Source organism: Bacteroides caecigallinarum (assembly GCF_021531075.1).
Classification (GTDB): Bacteria; Bacteroidota; Bacteroidia; order Bacteroidales; family Bacteroidaceae; genus Phocaeicola; species Phocaeicola caecigallinarum_B.
Genome location: NZ_JADYTJ010000001.1, coordinates 95031 through 119955, shown reverse-complemented (window position 1 = coordinate 119955; position 24925 = coordinate 95031). Strand labels below are relative to the sequence as shown.

19 protein-coding genes, 1 tRNA gene and 1 riboswitch are annotated in these 24925 nt (G+C 39.7%); of the genes, 10 read left to right on the top strand and 10 right to left on the bottom strand.

Translation table 11 applies throughout. From position 1 onward, the window contains the following. Positions 1–33: 33 nt before the first annotated feature. The 3 genes from rfbD to I6E11_RS00480 are packed head-to-tail and all read right to left on the bottom strand — an operon-like array spanning position 34 to position 2091. Entirely contained in the window at positions 34–891 is an 858-nt protein-coding gene (rfbD, locus tag I6E11_RS00490; RefSeq protein ID WP_235335897.1) for a dTDP-4-dehydrorhamnose reductase, read from the bottom strand. Beyond that, positions 888–1430: a DUF4924 family protein gene (locus I6E11_RS00485; protein ID WP_235335896.1), complete on the bottom strand. Its 543-nt coding sequence runs from the start codon at positions 1428–1430 to the stop codon at positions 888–890. Before I6E11_RS00485 ends, rfbD begins: the two co-directional genes overlap by 4 nt. 1 nt (position 1431) lies before the next feature. Then, positions 1432–2091, bottom strand: coding sequence for a LysE family translocator (locus I6E11_RS00480; protein WP_235335895.1), 660 nt, complete (start codon positions 2089–2091; stop codon positions 1432–1434). Positions 2092–2291: 200 nt separating this feature from the next. Between I6E11_RS00480 and purL the strand changes: the two genes are divergently transcribed. The 4 genes from purL (at position 2292) to I6E11_RS00460 (ending at position 11446) form a co-directional block, all read left to right on the top strand. Continuing rightward, on the top strand, positions 2292–5999 hold the full coding sequence (purL, locus tag I6E11_RS00475) for a phosphoribosylformylglycinamidine synthase (RefSeq protein ID WP_235335894.1): 3708 nt from the start codon (positions 2292–2294) through the stop codon (positions 5997–5999). A 122-nt stretch (positions 6000–6121) separates the two neighbouring features. Continuing rightward, positions 6122–10174 carry a response regulator gene (locus tag I6E11_RS00470; protein WP_394800082.1) on the top strand — a complete coding sequence of 1351 codons (4053 nt, stop codon included), beginning with the start codon at positions 6122–6124 and terminating at the stop codon, positions 10172–10174. A gap of 85 nt (positions 10175–10259) precedes the next feature. Then, positions 10260–10811, top strand: a complete 552-nt coding sequence (locus I6E11_RS00465) for a chromate transporter (protein ID WP_235335892.1) — start codon at positions 10260–10262, stop codon at positions 10809–10811. Between the two features lie 71 nt (positions 10812–10882). After that, positions 10883–11446: a chromate transporter gene (locus tag I6E11_RS00460; protein ID WP_235335891.1), complete on the top strand. Its 564-nt coding sequence runs from the start codon at positions 10883–10885 to the stop codon at positions 11444–11446. A 64-nt stretch (positions 11447–11510) separates the two neighbouring features. Next, a riboswitch (cobalamin riboswitch) is annotated at positions 11511–11719 on the top strand. A gap of 355 nt (positions 11720–12074) precedes the next feature. Here I6E11_RS00460 and I6E11_RS00455 read toward each other — a convergent pair. Together I6E11_RS00455 and I6E11_RS00450 are read right to left on the bottom strand one after the other, a co-directional pair. Continuing rightward, complete coding sequence (locus I6E11_RS00455; protein WP_235335890.1) at positions 12075–12584, bottom strand: nitroreductase family protein; 510 nt, start codon at positions 12582–12584, stop codon at positions 12075–12077. 78 nt (positions 12585–12662) lie between these two features. Further along, positions 12663–13322 (bottom strand): DUF2490 domain-containing protein, encoded by a 660-nt coding sequence (locus I6E11_RS00450; protein ID WP_235335889.1) that lies wholly within the window; start codon positions 13320–13322, stop codon positions 12663–12665. Positions 13323–13417: 95 nt separating this feature from the next. Here I6E11_RS00450 and I6E11_RS00445 point away from each other — a divergent pair, with 95 nt between their 5' ends. Beyond that, positions 13418–14071 carry an HAD family hydrolase gene (locus I6E11_RS00445; protein WP_235335888.1) on the top strand — a complete coding sequence of 218 codons (654 nt, stop codon included), beginning with the start codon at positions 13418–13420 and terminating at the stop codon, positions 14069–14071. Positions 14072–14197: 126 nt separating this feature from the next. Here I6E11_RS00445 and I6E11_RS00440 read toward each other — a convergent pair whose 3' ends face one another. The 4 genes from I6E11_RS00440 to I6E11_RS00425 all read right to left on the bottom strand — a co-directional run bounded on the left by I6E11_RS00440 (position 14198) and on the right by I6E11_RS00425 (position 19060). Further along, positions 14198–16381: a glutamine synthetase III family protein gene (locus tag I6E11_RS00440; protein ID WP_262911636.1), complete on the bottom strand. Its 2184-nt coding sequence runs from the start codon at positions 16379–16381 to the stop codon at positions 14198–14200. Between the two features lie 119 nt (positions 16382–16500). Then, a complete protein-coding gene (locus I6E11_RS00435) occupies positions 16501–17805 on the bottom strand; it encodes an ammonium transporter (protein WP_235335949.1) in 1305 nt (434 codons plus the stop codon). Positions 17806–17920: 115 nt separating this feature from the next. Continuing rightward, on the bottom strand, positions 17921–18277 hold the full coding sequence (locus I6E11_RS00430; RefSeq protein WP_204390573.1) for a P-II family nitrogen regulator: 357 nt from the start codon (positions 18275–18277) through the stop codon (positions 17921–17923). 72 nt (positions 18278–18349) lie between these two features. Continuing rightward, positions 18350–19060 carry a hypothetical protein gene (locus tag I6E11_RS00425; RefSeq protein WP_394800081.1) on the bottom strand — a complete coding sequence of 237 codons (711 nt, stop codon included), beginning with the start codon at positions 19058–19060 and terminating at the stop codon, positions 18350–18352. A gap of 392 nt (positions 19061–19452) precedes the next feature. On the opposite strand from I6E11_RS00425, the gene I6E11_RS00420 reads away from it, so the two are divergent. Next, positions 19453–20025 carry a superoxide dismutase gene (locus I6E11_RS00420; RefSeq protein WP_235335887.1) on the top strand — a complete coding sequence of 191 codons (573 nt, stop codon included), beginning with the start codon at positions 19453–19455 and terminating at the stop codon, positions 20023–20025. A gap of 78 nt (positions 20026–20103) precedes the next feature. Here the strand turns inward: I6E11_RS00420 and I6E11_RS00415 are convergent, their stop codons facing one another. Beyond that, complete coding sequence (locus I6E11_RS00415; RefSeq protein WP_235335886.1) at positions 20104–20934, bottom strand: hypothetical protein; 831 nt, start codon at positions 20932–20934, stop codon at positions 20104–20106. 271 nt (positions 20935–21205) lie between these two features. Between I6E11_RS00415 and I6E11_RS00410 the strand changes: the two genes are divergently transcribed. The 4 genes from I6E11_RS00410 (at position 21206) to I6E11_RS00395 (ending at position 24837) form a co-directional block, all read left to right on the top strand. Then, positions 21206–21278, top strand: a tRNA-Lys gene (locus I6E11_RS00410). Positions 21279–21507: 229 nt separating this feature from the next. Next, complete coding sequence (gene frr / locus I6E11_RS00405; RefSeq protein WP_235335885.1) at positions 21508–22068, top strand: ribosome recycling factor; 561 nt, start codon at positions 21508–21510, stop codon at positions 22066–22068. 144 nt (positions 22069–22212) lie between these two features. Further along, positions 22213–23148 (top strand): ribosome small subunit-dependent GTPase A, encoded by a 936-nt coding sequence (gene rsgA, locus I6E11_RS00400; protein ID WP_235335884.1) that lies wholly within the window; start codon positions 22213–22215, stop codon positions 23146–23148. A gap of 30 nt (positions 23149–23178) precedes the next feature. Continuing rightward, positions 23179–24837, top strand: coding sequence for an amino acid permease (locus I6E11_RS00395; protein WP_235335883.1), 1659 nt, complete (start codon positions 23179–23181; stop codon positions 24835–24837). Positions 24838–24925: the final 88 nt, after the last annotated feature.

Here is a 24925-nt window from a genome sequence, read left to right as displayed (position 1 = left end):
AAGAACTAATATCTAACAACTTATATTTAATATTTACTTCATTAATATCTCCATACACTCCTTCAGACTGTCCATCCAGTATGGTATCTCTATTCCGTATGTTTCCTTAATCTTTGTCTTGTCGAGCACGGAATAGTGAGGACGTGTAGCCTTTGTAGGATAATCTTCTGTATGCAGCGGTTTAACATTACATCCCTGAATGCCTGCTATGGCATGGATAGCCTTAGTGAAATCATACCATGAGCATACACCTTCGTTGCTGAAATGATATACTCCAGGAACGATACCCTTGTTTATTGCTGCAAATATAGCCTTCGCAAGGTCGCGAGCATATGTAGGAGTTCCTATCTGATCGAAAATCACACCAAGTGTGTCTCTTTCCCTTCCAAGACGCATCATGGTCTTTACAAAATTATTGCCGAAAGAGGAATACAGCCATGCAGTCCTTATAACCATCGTTTCAGGACAATACTTGAATGCTTCCTGCTCTCCGCCCAGCTTTGTCACACCGTAAACTGAATTAGGGCATGTAGCCTCATCCTCACGGTATGGGATATGTGCAGTCCCATCGAATACATAATCGGTTGATACCTGAATGAAATATCCGTTTCTGGCTTTAGCTGCCTTGGCAAGGAAGCCTGGAGCCTGCTGGTTTAGCATTTTGCACAGTTCCACATTGTCTTCAGCCTTGTCTACAGCTGTATAAGCGGCACAATTGACAATAATATCTATATCGTTGGACATTACATAATCCATTACCGCCTTTTCATTGCAGATGTCAAGTTCTGCCACGTCTGTAAAGAAATATCTGTATTGCTGATATGATTCCGACAGGATACGCATTTCATTGCCAAGCTGGCCGTTGGCACCTGTAACGAGTATATTTTTCATAACTCCAATTCTCCTTTCTTATCTTTTATATAATAGTCGGCAAGAATAGCCAGAAGGTCGCTTATCACTTTAATGGCTTTCTGTGTTTCCTCGCTTATCTCCTTTTTCTGTAGTTTCAGCATAAGTACACCGTACATGGCATCGAAACATGTTTCCAGCTCCGGAACATCCTTATCGGCACCCTTGGCACGAAGTTCAACTATAAACGGAAGAGCCTTATAATATGCAGCACTGTAATACGGATATTTAGGCGAACGGAGCAACTGCAGATGAAGGTCTGTAAGCCAAACTATTATATTCTTGTTTATCTGGACATGACCTTTTTCCATTACACCCTCGTCGTGCATCATGTTTGCAAGGTCCTTATACCATTGGAACAATGCAGCTTTCTGTTCATCAGTAACAGGATATGGATCGACTATATCCTTCTTTATCCTGTCCATGTCAAAATGATACGCACGAAGCAAGTCCTCTATCTGCCACATATAAAGCAGATATTCAGCTATATTCTGCTGTTTTAACTGTTGAGAAATATACATATCAATATATTGAATTTCCTAATAATGCAAGTCCTAAACCTATGATTGACGCTACTATTACGACAATGCCAATGACACGGTTAAGCACCCAAATGCCACGAACATTGAAATGATTGCGAACCTTATTGACAAAATAGGTGATGAAAAACCACCATGAAAGAGCTCCTAAAACAATGGCAAGATATCCTACCAACTGAAAACCGACAGGACTTCCAGGCATGACAAAAGAAAAACGCGCAAAAAGACCTACGAACAGAAAGATAATCAGTGGATTGGACAGAGTAACAAAAAATGCTGTAATGAAATTGTGAAGATATGAACCGCGCTTGCCGGATACTGGACGCAATGCTTTCACCGGATTACTACGGAAGGTATATATACCGAAAGCCAGAAGCATTATACTACCTACTATCTGAAGAAATGTCTGGTGCTTTATGATAAGTTCATCCATAAAGCTCATACCATAACCGGTTATCAATGAATAGCCTATATCGCTCAAGGCTGCGCCAAGACCAGTTACAAAACCGAACCAACGTCCCTTATTCAGTGTACGCTGAATACAAAGCACGCCAACGGGTCCGAGTGGCGCCGAAACCACTACCCCAATAACAAAACCCTTAACCAATAAATCCAGTATAGTAACTTGCTCTAACCAATTCATAATGCAAAGATGATACTTTTTTGCGAAAGTACCTATAATTCATGTAGATTTTCTTTCGTAAAAACGGGCTTTTATGTACCTTTGCAACATAATTATATAATTACTTTATAAGTTTTTCTGTTGTTTAAAACAATAAAGAAGTCTGTAAACTTGGTATTTCAGAACTTAGAAACTTAAAAACTCAAAACAATATAAATGTTATGATTCTATTTTTCAGAACCCCAAGCAAAAGCGTGATTGCCACTGCATGCAGTCAGGAATTGAATGCTGAAGACATCAAGAAGTTATGCTGGCTTTACAGTGACGCTACTGTAGAAACAGAAGATAACCTGAAAGGATACTTCATCGGCCCTCGCCGAGAAATGATTACTCCGTGGAGTACAAATGCCGTAGAAATCACTCAAAATATGGGTATAAGCGGTATACGCCGTATAGAAGAATATTTCCCTGTAAAAGACGAGAATGCTGAATACGACCCTATGCTTCAGCGTATGTACAAAGGATTGAATCAGGAAATATTTGATGTAAATATCAAACCGCAACCTATAGTTTACATAGAGAACCTGGAAGAATATAACGAACAGGAAGGTCTGGCTCTCTCACGCGAAGAGATGGACTATCTGCTTAAAGTGGAAAAAGACCTGGGACGTAAACTTACCGACTCAGAGGTGTTCGGTTTCGCACAGATTAACTCTGAACACTGCCGTCACAAAATATTCGGTGGTACTTTCATCATCGACGGACAGGAAATGGAATCATCTTTGTTCCAGATGATAAAGAAAACGACTAATGAAAATCCTAACAAGATTATTTCAGCCTACAAGGACAATGTGGCATTCGCCGAAGGCCCTGTAGTGGAACAGTTCGCTCCGAAAGATCACTCTACTTCTGATTATTTCGTAATCAAAGATATCAAGACTGTTATCTCACTGAAAGCTGAGACTCATAACTTCCCTACTACTGTAGAACCGTTCAACGGTGCATCAACAGGTACAGGCGGTGAAATCCGCGACCGTATGGGTGGTGGTAAAGGTTCATGGCCTATCGCCGGTACAGCCGTTTACATGACTTCTTATCCTCGTTCGGAAGAAGGACGCGAATGGGAAAACATTCTTCCTGTACGCCAGTGGTTGTATCAGACTCCGGAACAGATTCTTATCAAGGCTTCGAACGGTGCTTCTGACTTCGGTAATAAGTTCGGCCAGCCGCTTATCTGTGGTTCTGTACTGACATTCGAACATCAGGAAAACAACGAGAAGTATGCTTACGACAAGGTTATCATGCTTGCCGGTGGTGTAGGTTATGGTACTCAGCGTGACTGCTTGAAAGGTAGTCCTGAAGCCGGTAACGAAGTTGTAGTTCTTGGTGGTGACAACTATCGTATCGGTCTTGGTGGTGGTTCTGTATCTTCTGTTGAAACAGGACGTTACTCTTCCGGTATCGAACTTAACGCTGTACAGCGTGCAAATGCAGAAATGCAGAAACGTGCTTACAACGTAGTTCGTTCACTTTGTGAAGAAGATGAAAACCCAATCGTTTCTATCCACGACCACGGTTCGGCAGGTCACGTAAACTGTCTGTCTGAGCTGGTTGAAGATTGCGGTGGTCTTATCCACATGGACAAGCTTCCTATCGGTGACGAAACTCTTTCTGCCAAGGAAATCATCGCAAACGAATCGCAGGAACGTATGGGATTGCTTATCGATGAAAAGGCAATTGACCACGTAAGAAAGATTGCAGAACGCGAACGTGCTCCTATGTACGTTGTAGGTGAAACTACAGGCGACCATCGTTTCGCATTCGAACAGGCTGACGGCGTTCGTCCGTTCGACTTGGCTGTAGACCAGATGTTCGGTTCTTCTCCTAAGACATATATGGTTGACAAGACCGTAGAACGTAAATATGAAAATGTATCATACGATGCAGCAAAACTGAACGAATACGTAAGAACTGTTCTTCAGCTTGAAGCTGTAGCTTGTAAGGACTGGTTGACTAACAAGGTTGACCGTTCGGTAACAGGTAAGATTGCACGTCAGCAGTGTCAGGGTGAACTTCAGTTGCCATTGAGTGACTGTGGTGTGGTAGCTCTTGACTATCGTGGAAATGCCGGTATAGCAACTGCTATCGGTCACGCTCCTCAGGCTGCACTTGCAGATCCTGCTGCAGGTTCTGTTCTTGCTGTTTCTGAAGCTCTGACAAACCTTGTTTGGGCTCCTTTGGCAGACGGTATGGACAGCATTTCTCTTTCTGCCAACTGGATGTGGCCTTGCCGCTCACAGGAAGGTGAAGATGCAAGACTTTATACAGCAGTGAAGGCTTTGTCTGACTTCTGCTGCTCACTTCAGATAAACGTTCCTACAGGTAAGGACTCATTGTCAATGACTCAGAAATATCCTAACGGAGAAAAGATTATCAGCCCGGGAACAGTTATCGTTTCTGCTGGTGGCGAAGTAAGCGACGTGAAGAAAGTCGTTTCTCCTGTTATGGTTAACAAGGAAAAATCTACATTCTATCATATAGACTTCAGTTTCGACGAGTTACGTCTTGGAGGTTCTGCTTTTGCTCAAAGCCTCAACAAGGTAGGTAGCGATGTTCCTACAGTACAGAACCCAGAATACTTCCGCGATGCATTCCTCGCAGTTCAGGAACTTATCAACAAGGGTCTGATTCTTGCTGGTCACGATATTTCTGCAGGTGGTCTTATCACTACATTGCTTGAAATGTGTTTCGCTAACACAGAAGGCGGTATGGGAATCGAACTTGACAAGATTAAATGTGATGATATCGTTAAGATTCTGTTTGCAGAAAATCCGGGTATCGTTATACAGGTAGCAGATAAGAACAAAGCTGAAGTCAAGAAGATCCTTGAAGACGCAGGTGTTGGCTTCGTAAAACTTGGTAAACCGACAGAAGAACGTCATATCCTCGTTTCTAAGGATGGTGCAACTTACCAGTTCGGTATCGACTATCTGCGCGACGTATGGTATTCTACTTCATACCTGATGGACCGTCATCAGAGCATGAACGGATGTGCTAAGAAACGTTTCGAGAACTACAAGCAGCAGCCAATTGAATTTGCATTCAATCCTTCATTCACTGGTAAGCTTTCTCAGTTCGGACTTGATCCTGACCGTCGTACTCCAAGCGGTATCAAGGCTGCTATCATCCGCGAGAAAGGCACTAACGGTGAACGTGAAATGGCATACATGCTTTACCTTGCAGGATTCGATGTTAAGGACGTTACAATGACTGACCTCGTTAGCGGACGTGAAACACTGGAAGATATCAACATGATTGTGTTCTGCGGCGGTTTCTCTAACTCTGACGTTCTTGGTTCTGCCAAGGGATGGGCCGGCAGCTTCCTGTTCAACCCTAAGGCTAAAGCAGCTCTTGACAACTTCTACGCACGTGAAGATACTTTGTCACTCGGTGTATGTAACGGTTGCCAGCTGATGATGGAACTCGGACTTATCACTCCTGAAGACAAGAAGAAAGGCAAGATGCTGCATAATGATTCACACAAGTTTGAATCTAACTTCCTCGGCGTTACTGTTCCTATGAACCGCAGCGTGATGTTCGGCTCATTGAGTGGTTCTAAACTCGGTATCTGGGTAGCTCACGGAGAAGGTAAGTTCTCATTGCCTTACGATGAAGACCACTACAACGTCGTTCTGAAGTATTCATACGACGAATATCCAGGTAACCCTAACGGTTCGGACTATAGCGTAGCAGGTATCGCTTCGCAGGACGGACGTCACCTTGCAATGATGCCACACCTTGAACGAGCTTGCTTCCCGTGGGAAAATGCTTATTATCCGGCAGAACGTCTTGGTGAAGACCAAATCACTCCTTGGATGGAAGCATTCGTTAACGCACGCAAGTGGGTGGAAGAAAAAACTAAAAACTAAGAACCAACAACTAAAAACTAAAAAAGGTTTCCCCGAATAAAAATCGGGGGAACCTTTTTTTCGTTTTATTTTGTTTTCCAATCATTTTTAACGACATTTGCATTATATAATTTCACAATGCCATGTTTTATAGATTTATCCTTACATTTATCATTCTTTTCTCCTGTATATCAAATTCATATACTCAAATATATAAATACATTGATATGAAAGACGGTTTGAGCAGCCGTCGCGTACTTTCTATAAGTCAGGGAAATCAGGGATACATGTGGATTCTAACACATAAAGGTGTAGACAGATTCGATGGAAAGAATTTCAAGCACTATCAGCTTACTAAAGATGGGAATATTGTGAATTTCTTTCCCAATCTCAACATTTTATCCACAGACGAAGAAAAACAGTTATGGGAAGTAGGAAAAGATGGATATGTTTTCAAATATGACAAAATGAAAGACTCATTCGGCATAGTATTCGATATGAAAAATACATATCCTCAATACACGGACCTTCCAATTTCAGCATTCTGTATAGCACGAAATAAAATATTGATGGCATGTGAAAATAATGTTGTAATATACGATACAGAAAATAACAGCCATAAATGTATAACCAAGATTACAGATGAAAATATTTCGTACATAACTGAAGCTAAAAATGATGGAGAATATTTTTTTGCATCGAAAAGACATATTTACCAAACTAAACTTGATGTAAATAAAACTCTCTCGGAAAAAGATGCGATACTAGACGATTTAGGACTGATAGACTACGTATATTATCACAGAGATACTGAATATCTTGTTATAAACACACTTACTGACGGGTTATACGTATATGATACAACAAAATCAGAAATTTTCAATGTTGGAAAAATTCTGACTGATCTCAGCATAAACATTATAAAGCCATATGGAAACTCCGGATACGAAGTTCTGATAGCCACAGATGGAGACGGAGTGTACAAACTAAATCTGAAAGACAAAACTTTCAGGAGTTTTCTGGCAGAAGACTATTCCAGACTGAACAGAATGAATGGAAGTATTATAAAGGATTTATGCATTGACAATGATGGGAGAATATGGAATGTTATTTATCCTACCGGTATTACAATATACACGGAAAAATATCAACCTTATGAATGGATAAGACATTCAAAGGACAACAGTAATTCACTTATTGACAACAGGATAAATGCCATAATGACCGATTCGGATAGTGACGTATGGTTCGCTACCAGTAATGGTATAAGCTGCTATGACCGTTCTGAAAAAAAATGGATTAACTATCTGTCAGCATTTACAAAAGATTCGAAAAACGACAATCATATATTTACATCACTGTGCGAATACAAACCGGGTGAAATTCTGGCAGGGGGATATATGTCGGGAATATATCGTATCAGTAAACACAACAGAAACGCCTTTTATGCAATAAAGTTCGCAACAAGCGATGATGATGAGACACCGGACAAATATATAAGAAGCATACTAAGAGACTCTGACAATATTCTGTGGGGAGGAGGCTTCAGAAGTCTGAGAGCTTACAATGAAAAGAACAAACGTACCAGCATTTACCCTACTACATACCCCATAACATGTATAAAGGAACGAGACAGGACATCACTATGGATAGGTACAATAAACGGATTATACATCTTCCGAAAAAAGGATGAAAGACTGGAAAAATTCAAGACTCAACAGGAAGCAGGATGTATAAACGCACTGTGTATAACAAAAGACAGGAACTATACATTTGTCGGTACTTATGGAAACGGATTGTTCATCATAGACAATATTTCAGGAAACGTCAGACATTACACTACAGGTAACTGCAGTCTGATAACAAATAATATTTACAGCATAGTAGAGAACAAATTTGGAGACATAATATTAGGAACAGAAAATGGAATATCGCTATTTAGCGTAAAAGAGAATAAGTTTACCAACTGGACTGGTGAACAAGGTCTCGCTACATATAACTTTAATCAGGGAGCAGCTGTAAACACAGGATATGGGGAGATTATTCTGGGAAGTAACGAGGGTGCCATAGTCCTGTCAGACAGTATGCAGTTACCAGGTAGATTCTCTTCTCACATGGTGCTGGACAATCTGAGTATAATGTACAGGCCAGCGTATCCAGGCGAAAAGGATTCTCCACTGAAGAAAATGTTGAACGAGACTTCACTTCTTGAATTGGATTATGACCAAAATACTTTCTCTATAAACGTATCTTCTGTAAACTATGACAATCCTTCTAACATATACTATACATGGAAATTAGAAGGTTTCTTCGATGAATGGAGTACACCGAGCGAAGACGGAATGATAAGGTATACAAACATTTCCCCAGGAGAATACAAACTGAGAATACGAGCTATACTTCTTGACAACAATCAGTTATTGGAAGAAAGAAGTATAAGCATTATTATAAATAGTCCTCTATGGCTTACTCCGTGGGCAGTAATGTTGTATGTTATATTCGTATGTGGAGCAGCCTTTTCACTTTACAGATATAAAATGATAAAGAAAGACAGACGTATATCTCAGGAGAAAATAAACTTTTTCATTCATACAGCTCACGACATACGTACACCGCTTACACTTATAAAAGCCCCTCTGGGAGAAATCCTGAAAAAAGAAAAACTATCCGAAGAAGGAACAATGAATATAAATCTTGCTCTTCAAAACACAGACAACCTGTCTGAACTGGCAAACAAGCTTATGAACTTTCAGAAGGAAGAACTGTATAGTCCACAAGTAAACGTTAGGAAATATAAACTTAATGAATACCTGAAGGAATATCTTCAACAATTCAAGAATTATGCACAGCAACAAGGTGTTACCTTGGAATATAAAACTGAATTTGATGAACTTGAGGTATGGATAGACAGGAACAAGATGGACTCTATCTTGAGAAACCTGATTTCGAATGCATTAAAATATACCCCTAAGGGTGGAACTGTGAATATAAACACTTCGCATAACAGAAAAAATTGGAACATAGACATAACGGACACCGGTATAGGAATACCAAAGAAAGACCAAAAAAAGTTATTTAAATACATGTTCAGAGGGCATAATGCAACAAACCAACTTATAACGGGTTCTGGCATAGGTATGCTACTTACATGGCGACTTATACAAAATCATGAGGGACGTATTTCTTTCTCAAGCGAGGAAAATTCCGGAACAAGTTTCCAACTATCATTCCCGATAAAAAGTGCAAAATATATTTATCGGGATGACAACTCTATCGAAATACAGGAAACCCCGGTTCAAGACGGGTGGGCCTATACTATTGCATCGCAAAACGAAGTAATACACAACGACATTGAAACGCCAACAAAAATCCTTCCGGAGAATGCACCACATATACTTATTGTAGAAGACAATGATGTGTTAAGGAAATTCCTCATACAGTCTCTCACAGATATGTATCATGTATCAGATGCTGAGAACGGAAAAGAAGCACTAGATATAATAAGAAAAGTACAACCAGATCTCATCATCTCAGACGTTATGATGCCCATCATGAACGGATATGAGTTATGTAAAGCAGTAAAAGGGAATATGGCTACAAGCCATATACCATTCATTATGCTTACAGCTTTAGGAGAGAAAAAAGACATAATAGACGGACTGAAGACTAAAGCAGACCTTTATATAGTAAAGCCTTTTGATATCACTCTACTGAAAGCCAATATCAGTAATGTACTAGAGAACAGGGACCTTGTAAGAAAAAGGCTTCAGGAACTTATAGTGTCACTACCAGAACAAAAGAGCAGTAATCAGGACAATGATAAAAGCAATGCAGAAAAAAATATTCCTGAAATGAATTCATCGCTGGATGAGGAATTTATCAGAAAAGTTACAGGACTTATAAAAGAAGGTCTAGGGAATGGACTCAACGTTGATACATTATGTGCTTCCGTAAACATGAGCAGAACCAGTTTTTATAACAAGATAAAGGCGCTGACAGGCGAACCTCCAGCAGAACTTATCAGGAATATACGAATGAAAGAAGCAGCAATTCTGCTGAAAACACAAGAATACACTGTTTCTGAAGTATCGGACAAACTAGGATTTGCCGATCCAAAATATTTTGCCGATACGTTCAAAAAATATTATGGTGTTCCGCCAAGGGATTATATGAAGTCAATTAATAATGAAAGATAAAGAATGCAATATAATTTATCAATCAACGACATTACTACAATCTATAAATTATTAATTCACCATTATTAATTATTAATTAACAAAAATGCTCTACCTGAAATACTTTACAATATTCTTCCGTATAGGACTATTCACTGTGGGAGGAGGATACGCTATGGTTCCACTGATAGAAGCAGAGATTGTGGACAAAAGAAAATGGATAAAGAAAGAAGAATTCCTGGACCTCATGGCTTTATCACAAACTGTACCCGGTATTTTTGCCGTAAACATAGCAATTTTCATAGGTTACAAGTTACGCAAGTTTTGGGGAGCTTTCTTCATGGCATTAGGAACAATCATGCCTTCCTTTCTGATTATCCTCGCCATTGCACTCTTCTTCAGGCAATTCCAACATCTGGAACCGGTAGAAAGAATATTCAAAGGCATACGCCCAGGAGTAGTTGCACTGATAGCGGCGCCAACATTCAAAATGGCCAAAACAGCACGTATCAACAGGTATAATATCTGGATTCCTGTGGTATCTGCACTGCTGATATGGCTTTTGGGTTTCTCACCAATCTATATAATAATACTGTCCGGATTGGGAGGATACATTTACGGAAGATATAAAAGGAAAACTGAAAACAACAGCAACTGACAAAAGGCATAAAGTTCTTAACAGCCATAATTTGCATTCATAATTATTAATTATTAATTCTTTATATCAAAATGCTTTTCTTACAACTATTCTATACATTCTTCAAAATAGGTCTCTTTGGTTTTGGTGGAGGTTATGCCATGCTATCCATGATACAAGGTGAAGTAGTGACACGCCATGACTGGCTAAGTTCATCCGAATTTACAGACATAGTGGCTATCAGCCAGATGACCCCAGGACCAATAGGTATCAATTCTGCTACATATGTTGGTTATACGGCTGTAGTAAATGCTGGATATTCGCATACTATAGGCATATTGGGTTCTATAGTAGCCACATGCTCTGTGGTACTACCATCATTCATTCTTATGATTATTATAAGCAAGTTCTTCTTGAAATATCAAAAACACCCAGTAGTAGCTTCTGTGTTCGACGGCTTACGTCCAGGGGTTGTAGGTCTACTGGCATCGGCTGCTCTGGTACTTATGAACGGAGAGAATTTCGGTACCGAAGTTTATGATATAATTACAAGTATAGTTATTTTTTCACTAGTATTTTTAGCATCACACAAATATAAAGTAAATCCCATACTCCTTATTATACTTTGCGGTATAACCGGATTTATATTATACTGACACTACATCATAATAACAGCCATACTATTTTATCAAGTCTTACTTTATTTTATCAGATATTTTATATACATTTGTATGGTTTTGTTCCAAAAGCCTATTTACAGGCTGAGGATGAAAAGGGAATCGGGTGAAAATCCCGGACAGTCCCGCTGCTGTAAGCTCCAGATTAAAAGGATTGCTTGATTATCTGAAACCACTGTCTGCCATTAGTACGGACGGGAAGGTAAGCCATCCGGAGTAAGTCAGAAGACCTGCAAAACCACACTCATGCCACACATTCTCGAGGAAAGAATATGATGGTTACATATATTTTTACTTTTATCAGAGAACAAACTGAATAACATTTTATTCTGCCGTATGTTCATGTCATATATGTCGTTAAACTATAATATGACAAGACATACATGAATATAAAAAAACGTCACGGAAATGCGAAAAAAAATTCTTGCATATTTCCCTGACGCATACCATTATAAAATCATAAAAGAATAAAGAAAATACTATCTGCCAATATAGTAACATTAGTCCTGCTCCTACCTGCCTGCAACAGATGGAACAGGACTTTCTTTTTATGTAAAATACAATCGTTTCTGTAAGAATACTATAATTATATCTCTGACTGTACTTATTAAAGATAAGTACATATATCCTCTATTGTTTTTCTCTTTTTTTCCGGCACCTCAGCATCGGGCGTATACCCTATTGGTATAAGAGCTATAGGTTCCACATTCTCAGGCATAGCCATGACTTCATGACATAAAGCTGCATCGAAATTGCAAACCCAGCAAGTTCCAAGTCCCTGTTCGGCAGCAGCAAGACACAAATGTTCTATGGCTATCGCCAGGTCAATATCTGCATGATCTTTATTATCCGAACGTCTATGCCATGATTCTTCATGATTGGCACAAGCTACTATAATACATGGAGCAGACTGTATCCATTCACGCTTATAAGTAGATTTCAAGGCATCAAGCCTTTCACTGTCAGTAACTACATAGAAATGCCACGGCTGAAAATTCACAGCCGAAGGAGCCAGACGCACACACTCCATGATATACTCCATTTTTTCATTCTCTATCTGACGTTCTTCGTACGAACGTACAGAATAGCGTTTTTTTACCAAATCAAGAAAATTCATAAATAGAAGTTTTGTAGTTATTATTTATATAGTCGTATAGTTATAAAGTTGTTTGAGGCAAAATGTATTCTAAGTCAATTACAGATTGATTATAAACTCTACACCGGCAATATTTGTCTTTGTGATAACATCATCCTGCCTGCAATAAAACGCCGATAAAGAATACATATTAGTAAGGTTTATCCTTAATCCCGGCATATAGCGGATTCTTTCTGCTTTGAAAAAATCATTATCTTCCAGATCATTGAAGGTCTCAATTGAAAAATACGGAACCAATATGGTAGAAGGTATATTATAGTCGAACATAAGCCTTGAACGAACTATCATCTCACCATCACCAAAAGCAAATGTATGCTGAAATCTCTCCCTCCAGCGGATTCTGAAATCGCCCTTCCTCCAAAAAGCTTCCGAGCCCAGGTGATATCTGTAGGCATTGAAACTGCCTTTCGAAACACTGCTCCTACGATGATAGGCAAGAACACCTTTCACCTCCCAATTAGGCAAAACCTTATATCCAAGTCCTGCATTAATAAAAAATCTCTCGAAAGCACTGAAATTGTCTCTTGATCTGACCTGAGCTTTCGACATTACCCTAAGGGAGTTATTGAATTTATGATTCACAACAACCGAAGTCCATGAACTCCAATCAGCTCCGTCCTGTGCTTTCAATGGGAAATACCCCAATGCAAGAAGCCAACAAAATACCAAAAAAAATTTACCCAGCCTATGTGTTCTCATGTTTTCAGATAATTTATAGATACAAAAATAATATAAATAAATGATTTTCCGTAAGTTTGCATCAAATTACAACTAAAAAACAAACGACTAAAAAAATGAAACTAGCAATTTTCGATCTCGATGGTACTCTGCTTGACACTATAGCAGACCTTGCCGCAGCTACAAACCATGCTCTTTCACACTACGGACTTCCAACACACAAAGAGGATGAATACAAATTCTTTGTTGGCAACGGTATTAACAAGATGTTCGAACGAGCACTGCCTGAGGACAAACGCAACGAAGAATATATAACAAAGTTACGCTCACAGTTTGTGCCATATTATGATACTCATAACTCGGACCTAAGCCGTCCTTATAACGGCATGGTAGAACTTCTCGATGAGTTACAACGTAACAATATCGCAATAGGTGTAGCATCCAACAAGTATCAGGAAGCAGCAGTAAAACTCGTTCTCCAGTTCTTCCCAGGTATAGACTTCGCTCTGATTTTAGGACAAAGAGAAGGAGTTCCTCCAAAACCAGACCCTACTATAGTTTATGAAATCATCGAACACACAGGAATAAGCAAGGATGAAACCGTATACATAGGCGACTCGTGCGTAGATATGCAGACCGGAAAGAATGCAGGAGTGAAAACCGTTGGCGTCAGCTGGGGTTTCCGTCCTAAAGCCGAACTTGAATCATATAATCCCGATTTCATTGCAGACGATGCCGATGAACTGAAAAAGTATTTATTAAGAAGTTAAAGGAGTTAGGGAAGTAAAAGAAGTTACTTCCTTTACACTTACCAGAAAGAATTGAGCCGGTACGCCATCGCGGCGTACCGGCTCTTTCTCTGAATTAAACAACCAATAAATAGAGAATCGTATATGTTATCGTATAAACAATAACTCACGATACTTAGGTAAAGTCCACATCTGATCGTCAACTATCAACTCAAGCTTATCAATATGGTAACGGATAAGTTCAAGCATAGGAGCGATGTTGTCATGATAAGCGATGGCTTTTTCACGTTCAGAAGTAATCTTGTTTGCTACCTTACGAGCTTCAACCATTGCATCAACATGTTCCTTGATATATGCCGTACGTTCAGATATTTCTTTGATTATAGCAACATTACCTGCAGAAAGCTTCTCAGCTTCTTCAGCTGCAAACAGGCTCTTCATCTTGAATACATTGTCGATGAGTTTAGTCTGATAGCTGATAGCAACAGGCACTATATGGTTCATTACCAAATCACCCAAAACACGGGCTTCAATCTGAATCTTCTTGGTATAAGTTTCCCATTTAACCTCGTTACGTGCTTCAAGTTCCTTACGTGTCATTACGCCAGTAGCCTCGAACATTGCCACGCTTTCAGGTTTCAGATAGTTGTCGAATATTACAGGACAACTTGTTTCACAGTCCAATCCGCGTTTGAGAGCTTCTTCTTTCCATTCATCGCTGTAACCGTTACCGTCGAAACGGATTGGTTTGCTTTCCTTGATATATTTACGCAATACCTGAAGAAGAGCAGAAACCTTAGGTTCACCCTTTTCGATAAGAGCATCAACTTCATTCTTGAAGATAACGAGCTGTTCTGCTACAGCAGTGTTCAAAGCGATCATTGCACTTGCACAGTTAGCTTCAGAACCTACAGCACGGAACTCGAATCTGTTTCCAGTAAATGCGAATGGAGAAGTACGGTTACGGTCAGTATTGTCGATAAGCAATTCCGGAATCTGTGGAATATCAAGCTTCATACCCTGTTTCCCACCGAGAGAAACCAAATCTTCGTTTGCATTTTCTTCGATATGATCGAGCACTTTGCTCAACTGTGAACCAAGGAATGAAGAAATGATTGCAGGAGGTGCTTCGTTGGCGCCCAGACGATGAGCATTTGTTGCGCTCATGATAGAAGCTTTCAGCAATCCATTGTGTCTGTAAACAGCCATCAGTGTATTTACAACGAATGTCACGAAACGAAGGTTCTCTTCTGTAGTTTTTCCAGGAGCCATAAGCAATACGCCTGTATCTGTACCAAGCGACCAGTTGTTATGTTTTCCTGATCCGTTTACACCCTTGAATGGTTTTTCATGCAGAAGAACACGGAATCCGTGAGCACGTGCCACTTTACGCATAAGCGACATTACCAACATGTTATGGTCTACTGCCAAGTTACATTCTTCGTAAATAGGAGCAAGCTCAAACTGGTTAGGAGCAACCTCATTATGGCGAGTCTTAACAGGAATACCAAGCTCAAGTGCCTGAATTTCCAGGTCTTTCATAAATGCTGCTACTCTGGTAGGAATAGCTCCGAAATAGTGGTCTTCAAGCTGCTGATTCTTAGAAGCTTCGTGTCCCATCAGTGTACGTCCTGTAAGCAACAGGTCCGGACGAGCTGCATACAAACCTTCGTCAACCAGGAAGTATTCCTGTTCCCATCCAAGGAAAGCTGTTACTTTCTTAACATTAGTATCAAAATAATGACATACAGCCACTGCCGCTTTATCTACAGCGCTAAGAGCCTTTAGCAAAGGAGCCTTATAATCGAGTGATTCACCTGTATATGCTATGAATACTGTAGGAATGCACAATGTATCGCCTACTACGAATACCGGTGATGAAGGATCCCAGGCACTGTATCCACGAGCTTCGAAAGTGTTACGGATACCACCGTTAGGGAAAGACGAAGCGTCAGGTTCCTGCTGTACAAGAAGTTTTCCAGAGAATTCTTCCATCATTCCCCCTTTGCCATCGTGTTCTACGAAAGCATCATGTTTCTCTGCTGTTCCTTCAGTCAGAGGCTGAAACCAGTGTGTATAGTGTGTAGCGCCAAGTTCGCTTGCCCAACGTTTCATGCCTGCCGCAACTTCATCTGCAGTAGCTCTGTCAAGAGCTGCTCCGTGATCCATTGCATCAACCAGCTTTGCATAAACTGTGCTAGGAAGATACTTGAACATCTTTTCTCTGTTAAACACATATTTTCCGAAATACTCACTTGGACGGCAGCTTGGTACGCTTACCTCCATTGGCTTTGCCTGGAAAGCCTTTTCTACTACATTAAAACGAATCATATTTATTTAGTTGTTAGGTTGTTCAATGAATAATTAATAATTAAAAACGAGTTGATGTCTTCATTATTCACTATTAATTATTCATTGTTCATTATCAATTATTAATTGTTAATTATTAATTATCTGTTGTATGCCGATTCACCGTGTTCATAGATATCGAGACCTTCTTCTTCCACACGCTTGTCAACACGCAAGCCAACAGTCGCGTCAGCAATCTTGAACAGGATAAAAGTAACTACCGCACTATATACAATAGAAACTACCGTAGCCAGAATCTGTATCCACAACTGATGCCAGTCTCCATACAAGGCACCCTGCACACCATCCTCTCCGGTAATAAAACGCGTAGCAAACACACCTGTCAGGACAGAACCAATTATACCACCCACTCCATGCACTCCAAAAGCGTCGAGGGCATCATCGTATTTAAACTTAGGCTTTACAGCGGCAACCATGAAAAAGCATACCACGGAAGTAATGACGCCGATACACAATGCGCCAAGCAAATCAACCGTGCCGGCTGCGGGAGTGATAGCCACAAGTCCGGCCACAGCTCCTGTACACGAGCCGATAATGGTAGGCTTCTTATTGCAAAACCAATCTATCACCATCCATGTTATGGCAGCGGCGGCTGTGGCAATATGCGTCACCATAAAAGCGTTCGCCGCCAGTCCGTCGGCCGCCAGCCCACTTCCGGCATTGAATCCGAACCAGCCTAACCACAAGAAAGAAGTTCCCATAAAAACGAAAGTCACGTTGTGTGGCGTAATGGGGTGTCCTACCCTATAATCCATTCGCTTGCCAAGCATGATAGCCATAACCAATGCGGAAATTCCGGCGTTAATATGCACGACCGTACCTCCGGCAAAGTCGATAGCACCCATTTCCTGCAGGAATCCTCCACCCCACACCCAATGGGCCATAGGGAAATAAGCTACAATCACCCACAAAGTAATAAACAATACATATCCGGAAAACTTTATACGCTCGGCAAAAGCACCGAGTATCAATGCCGGCGTAATAATTGCGAACATGCATTGAAACATCGCAAAAAGCAGTTCAGGAATATCGCCTGCTGTAAGGGTGCCGATGCTGATGCCGTGAAGGAAAGCCTTGTCGAAGCCTCCTATTATACACGCCAGCGGATTGCCTGTTTCGGCAAAACTGGTATCGAACGCCCAACTATAGCCGAACGCCACCCACAAAATACTGACTACACCAACAATAAACAGCGTCTGCATGATGACACTCAACACATTTTTCCGTCGAACCAGACCGCCATAAAATAAAGCGATACCGGGAATACTCATAAACAACACCAATATTGAGGCAACCAACAGCCAAGCCGTATTGCCGGAATTCAAAACCGGCTCGGTTACAACAGTTTCTTCACTCGCACACACATCAGGCACCCAACAAAACATAATCAGAAGCATTACGGCATACCGCAACATACGCATGCCGCCTTTTATATATTTGTCCATAATTTATCTCGTTTATTTAGTTATTTTATTATATATTAAGGAATGACGAACAAGGTTATTTCTCCTGTTCCGCATTATAGAGTGCGATGTCTCCACGTTCTCCAGTACGAATGCGGACAGCATCTTCCACCGGGATTACGAAAATACGCCCGTCGCCTATCTCGCCTGTATGCGCAGCCTTCATCACGGCTTCTACAGTTTTATCCACATTCTTGTTTCTCACAACAATAGATATCAGAATGCGCTCTATGGAACTGGTATCATATACCACTCCTCGGTATATGCGTCCCTCGCGTGTCTTCCCGACCCCTCTCACATCGTAATAAGAAAACCATTCTATATCGGCTTTCAGAAGAGCCTCCTTTACATCGTCAAACTTAGTCCGGCGAATAATAGCTTCAATCTTTTTCATAATCTCATTAGTTATTGTATTTGTATTTTGTATGTATATTTGATTGTATTTGTATAAATTATGGCATGAACATCAGAAACTTATACCTGCCACGAAATATGCTCCCTTGATAGTCGGATTCCAAATTGCCTGTGCCCAAAGCGGAAGAGAAAAACTGTCTGTTACCTTTATCTCTTTTGATGCCTGAAGGCTTATAGCAGAAACTTTAAATCCATCTGAATAACCATTATAGAAATCATTAGCCCAAGGAGTAGCTCCTATCTCAGCGCTCCAGTCAATACCACCCAATTTGAAAGGAGCAGAAATTGATACATAAGAAGCATATGCATCTTTACCTTTTTCATTTTCACCTACCGAGCCGGCAAAGTTAGTAAACCAGTTTACAGCCAAAGGACCGAAGTCATATCCAACACCTACTTCAAATGTATGAGCATTCTTATAATCCGAGTAGCGTGCAGGTGAATCATAGCTGGTAAACCAATAATCCGTTACTGCAATGCTGAAACCACCATACTCATAACCTAATGTAAGGTCAAACTCCTTAGTATCTGTAGCATCGAATCCCACAGAGCCCCAAGCTGACAATGAGAAACCTTTATATGAAAGTCCTACTGCAGGCTGGACACTTACATCACCCAAATCCTGTCCACGCCAGATGTAACCACTTACCAAGTCTGCACCTACTGATGCTTCAACTTTGTCCTGAGCTTTTACAGCCGATGTTGATGCCAATCCCATAATAGCAAAAAGCAACATCATTTTCTTACCTTTAATCATTTTCATACCTCTTTACCTTTAAATAATAATTTTTTGTTTTTATTCCAATCAACACTAGCGGAATATTCCTATCTATTAGAAAGCTTTTATCTAATATATATATCTTTATGTCTTTCTTTGATTCAAAGTTACATCTTTTTGAAAGAAAGTATTCAATTTCACTATACTTTATGCATCAGAAAAATGTTAAACTTCAAATCAACATAAAATAACACAATACAGGTTTTAAATTCCAATTTTTCACCCTGTAAAAATTACTATTTATAACATGAGATGATTATTGTAGAAAAAAAATCGCTTGATTTATGTCATACAACATATAAATAAGTTTCTCTTTTGTATATATATCACATTAAAGTTTATAACTTTGCAGTATAACGATTATAAACATTTTTACTATGATTCACGAAATGCCACAACTTCCATACAGTATGGAAGCATTAGCTCCGAAGATGAGCAAAGAAACATTCGATTACCACTATGGCAAGCATCTGCAAACTTACGTAAACAATCTGAACAAGCTCATAGCCGGTACATCATTCGAAAACATGAGTCTGGAGGACATTATCCGCAATGCGCAAGGACCTACATTCAACAATGCAGCACAGACCTGGAACCATACCTTCTTCTTCATGTCTCTCACCCCTGAACAAGGTGAAATGCCATCCAATCTTACAAATAAATTGAATTCAACATTCGGTTCGGCAGAAAAGTTCAAAGAAGAGTTTACAAAATCAGCACTGGGACTCTTCGGTTCAGGATGGACATGGCTGGTAAAGGACAATGAAGATAATCTGAAAATAATGAACACTGCAAATGCAGGCAATCCTATCACTGAAGGAATGACACCACTCATGGTAATAGATGTGTGGGAACATGCATATTATATAGATTACAGGAATAACCGTGCAGCATTTATCGATGCAGTATGGTCGCTTATAGACTGGAATAAAGTAGCCGAAAAACTATAAACCAGACAAAAAATAAAAATGCTTTGACGTTTTAGGTAAAACGAGCTGTCGTTTCGATCAAAACGTCAAAGCATTTTTTTATAATTCCTCGTTAGAGGTTTCCGCTATTTTCTTTTTAAGGAATTGGATTTTTAGATTTGCCTCTTTCTGTTCCTTCCTGATTTCTTCCATTGAACCCAAAACCTGTGCCAGTTTACTGACTTCCACTATAGCTTTTATATCAGGCGAATACATCACCGTTCTATAAGTTCTATCACCTATAAACTCCAGTTTCAACGAACGTGCATCCTTATTGGCTATTATAAAACCCACAACTCCACCATCAGCACCTAACTTATAATCGGCTTTTTCTATCTTACGTCCCAAATCTGTTGTGACATACATATCAGGCGATACAGGTGTCTGAGCAAAGGCATCAGCCGAACTTACTTTTACAGCGGTGTGATTCAACGAACCACCTGCACAATATATAGAAGTCAATGACATTTCTCCTTTTTCACTAACACATGCTCTTAAGAAAGTTCTTCCTATATTCTTTTCTACCACCTGCGAAGGATAGAAATAATTGCCAATTTCCTGATATGCTGTATCTTTCTCAAGTACAAATTCCACTTTCATGGAATCCAACACCGTTTTCTTCACAGTCATAACACTGTCAAGATACCTTAACGACGCTTGCTGTTCTTCCAGTTCTACCTGCTGCATAAGCTTTATCGCTTTCTTTCTAACATCGAAAACCTTAGGATACAAACTTCTTATACTGTCAATCTGCAATTTGGCCTCACTGTAATTAGCTGAACGGAAAGAAGCCTCTGCACGACCTAACAACTCTGAAGCCTTCTTTTCTTCCTGCCCACATGAAGCAAGAAATAGAATCATTAAAGGAACAAGAAATTTTCTAACTCTCATATTTCTATACATTATTATATTATATGGCAAAAATACATAATATTACTTCAAACATATCATTGACTGACGAAAAAAAATAATAATTTCATTATCTGCCAGACATTTCATACTCCTACATATCTCTATGCGTATTTAGTAGGACCTGATTTTCAAAATATTAGTAACACACATTAAAAAAAGATTCAAAAAAGTCAGACAAATATTTTGCAGAATTAAAAAATAGTCATACCTTTGCACTCGCAATCGGGAAATAACGATAGCAAACAGGATTGATTCGCTAGCTCAGCAGGTAGAGCACAACACTTTTAATGTTGGGGTCTTGGGTTCGAGCCCCAAGCGGATCACTCAGAAAAGAAGAGAGACTAAATCAAAATTGATTTTATCTCTCTTCTTTTTTTTATTTATGCTGCATACTCATATCAAATAAGGCGTAAACATTGAATTCAAAGCACTGTCCAATATTACAATTGCTTGCAATTTACAGTTCAACTATTGCAAAAGAGCAAAAAAAAGCATACTTTTGTTCACTTAAAATATTATTTCATAATAGCATAACCTAAAAAACAACAAATAATGGCAGATTCAAAAACTATAATCAGCGAAGCTGAAGAGAAAATGGACATGGCAACCATGTACCTAGACGAAGCATTGGCACATATCCGCGCAGGGAAAGCAGATGTACGCTTACTTGACGGCATACGAGTTGATTCATATGGAAGCATGGTTCCTATAAATAATGTGGCAGCAGTAACTACTCCTGATGCCAGAAGCATAGCTATCAAGCCTTGGGACAAAAGCATGTTCCGCGTGATTGAGAAAGCCATCATAGACTCAGAACTTGGAATTATGCCTGAAAACAATGGCGAAATCATACGTATAGGTATACCTCCATTAACAGAGGAACGCCGTAAACAGCTGTCTAAGCAGTGTAAAGGAGAGGTAGAAACAGCAAAAGTTAGTATACGTAACGCACGTCGTGATGCTATAGATGCTTTGAAAAAAGCTGTTAAAGACGGTATGCCTGAAGACGAACAGAAAAACAGCGAAGCAAAGCTGCAGAAGATACACGACAAGTATATCAAGCAGATTGACGATATGTTTGCTGCCAAGGATAAGGAAATCATGACTGTTTAATGTCATTGGCATGAACATATGCCAATACATTTACACGACATAAAAGAAAGAAGAATCTGCATTTTTATAAATACACAGTAATGCAGTTTCTTCTTTTCTTTATTAAATAATATAACTATTTTACAATTTCAAAAATCAACTCTTTTGGACAAAGGTTTAGTTATTAAAAATACAGGTAGTTGGTATCTGGTGAAAACCGATGATGGTAGTGAAGTGGAATGTAAGATTAAAGGAAACTTCAGACTGAAAGGTATCAGAAGCACTAATCCGGTAGCAGTGGGCGACCGTGTAAAAATAGTACGCAATCAGGAAGGTACTGCTTTCATCACAGAAATAGAGGACCGCAAGAATTATATAATACGCCGTTCCTCAAATCTTTCAAAGCAATCGCACATCATAGCATCAAATCTTGACCAGTGCATGCTTATAGTTACGGTAAATTATCCGGAGACATCCACCACTTTCATAGACCGTTTCCTTGCTTCGGCAGAGGCATACCGTGTACCGGTGTGTCTGGTTTTCAACAAAACAGACCGCTATTCGGAAGATGAAAACAGATATCTTGAAGGACTTATAAACCTATATACCACTATCGGATATCAGTGCTATAAAGTCTCAGCCCTTAACAATGTAGGTATAGATGATATCAAGAATGCCCTTTCCGGAAAAATAACACTCTTCTCCGGAAACTCTGGAGTTGGAAAATCAACACTTATCAATGCCATTTTGCCTGGGAAGAACCTGAAAACCGGCGATATATCAAACGTACACAATAAAGGTATGCACACTACAACATTCTCCGAGATGTTTCCAGTAGACGGAGGGGGATATATTATTGATACTCCGGGTATAAAAGGTTTCGGAACATTCGATATGGAAGAAGAGGAAGTGGGACATTACTTCAAGGAAATCTTCAAATTCTCAGCCAACTGTAAATACGGGAACTGTACACATCGTCATGAACCGGGGTGTGCAGTGAGAGAGGCTGTAGAAAAACATTATATCAGCGAATCAAGGTACACCTCTTATTTGAGTATTCTTAACGACAAAGAGGACGGAAAGTATCGTTCAGCATATTAAAACAATAATACATATACAACTAGAATAAAAATGGGACTATTCATCAGAAAAAGTATTGAAGTTCTGCAGGCTGAAGCACAAGCTTCCGGCAGCAAGACTCTGAAAAGAGTTCTTGGTCCGGTAAGTCTGGTTGCGCTTGGAGTAGGAGTAATCATAGGTGCAGGACTGTTCTCAATAACAGGAACTGTAGCATCCGAATTTACCGGACCTTCCATAACATTATCATTCATAATTGCAGCCATAGGTTGCTGTTTTGCCGGTTTATGTTATGCTGAGTTTGCATCTATGATTTCCGTATCGGGAAGTGCATATACATACTCATATGCTACTATGGGAGAACTGATAGCCTGGATTATAGGATGGGATCTGGTATTGGAATATACAGTGGCTGCAACAACCGTCAGTATAAGCTGGAGCAGATACATGACAGTTTTTCTGGAAAGTTTAGGTGTATACCTTCCGCATAATCTTACTGCATGCCCGTGGGATGGAGGTATAATAAACATTCCAGCTATACTTATAGTAATAATGATGAGCATCATTCTAATGCGTGGCACAGCAGGCAGCTCTATATTCAATGGTTTCATCGTTTTTCTGAAAATAGCGGTCATAATGGTATTCATCGTTCTTGGATGGAAATTCATTCAAGCAGAAAATTATACTCCTTATATCCCTGAAAACACTGGAAACTTAGGAGAATTCGGGATATCAGGTATATTCCGTGGCGCAGCCATTGTATTCTTCGCTTTTCTTGGTTTCGATACGGTAAGTACCGCAGCTCAGGAAACCAAGAACCCCAGACGTGATATGCCAATAGGAATTCTTGTATCGCTTTTGGTATGTACCGTTTTATATATCCTATTTGCACACGTGATGACAGGAGTGACACATTATACAGAATTCGAAGGTCAAGTAGGAATAGCACCTGTAGCCGTAGCTATTGAACATATGGGAACAGCCGATGCTTCAGGGGTAATCACACCTGCATATCCGTGGCTAAATAAAGCTATTATTCTGGCTATATTATTAGGATATTGTTCTGTAATAATGGTAACGCTTATGGGGCAAAGCCGTATATTCCTAAGTATGAGCAATGACGGTCTTCTTCCTAAGTTTTTCTCAAGAATAAATGAAAAGACAAGAACACCTGTACACAGCAATTTGTTATTCATGGTAGTTGTAAGCATTATGGCCGGATTCGTACCTGCACAAGTAGCCGGCGAAATGACAAGTATAGGAACATTGCTTGCATTTACACTGGTATGTGCCGGAATTCTGGTCGTAAGGAAAACCATGCCGGACGCACCAAGAGCATTCAAGACACCGTTTGTACCTGCTGTTCCAATACTTGGAATACTGACATGTCTGTGCATGATGTGTTTTCTGCCTGCCGATACATGGATAAGACTTGTACTCTGGATGCTTATCGGACTTGACGTATATGCATCGTATGGCATAAAACACAGCAAATTGGAAAATGGAGTGAAAATCAGAAAAGGAGATATGGTACTGAACATTATGGGTATGTCACTTTCATTACTAAGCATAATAACTGGTTTATGGCATCAGCAAACTGTAGGATGGGAAGAAGACAAGACATTACTTGCCATATCTTTTGCATTTGCTGTGACACATTGCGCATATTATATGTACAGGATGTGGAAACACTCAAAACCCATTCAACAATAGAACTGTATATCTTAAAATAAGTTATAAAACAGAACTTTGTCCAGGAATTCAGAGTTTTCAACTACAGGGTATTAGAAAAAAAGTAGTT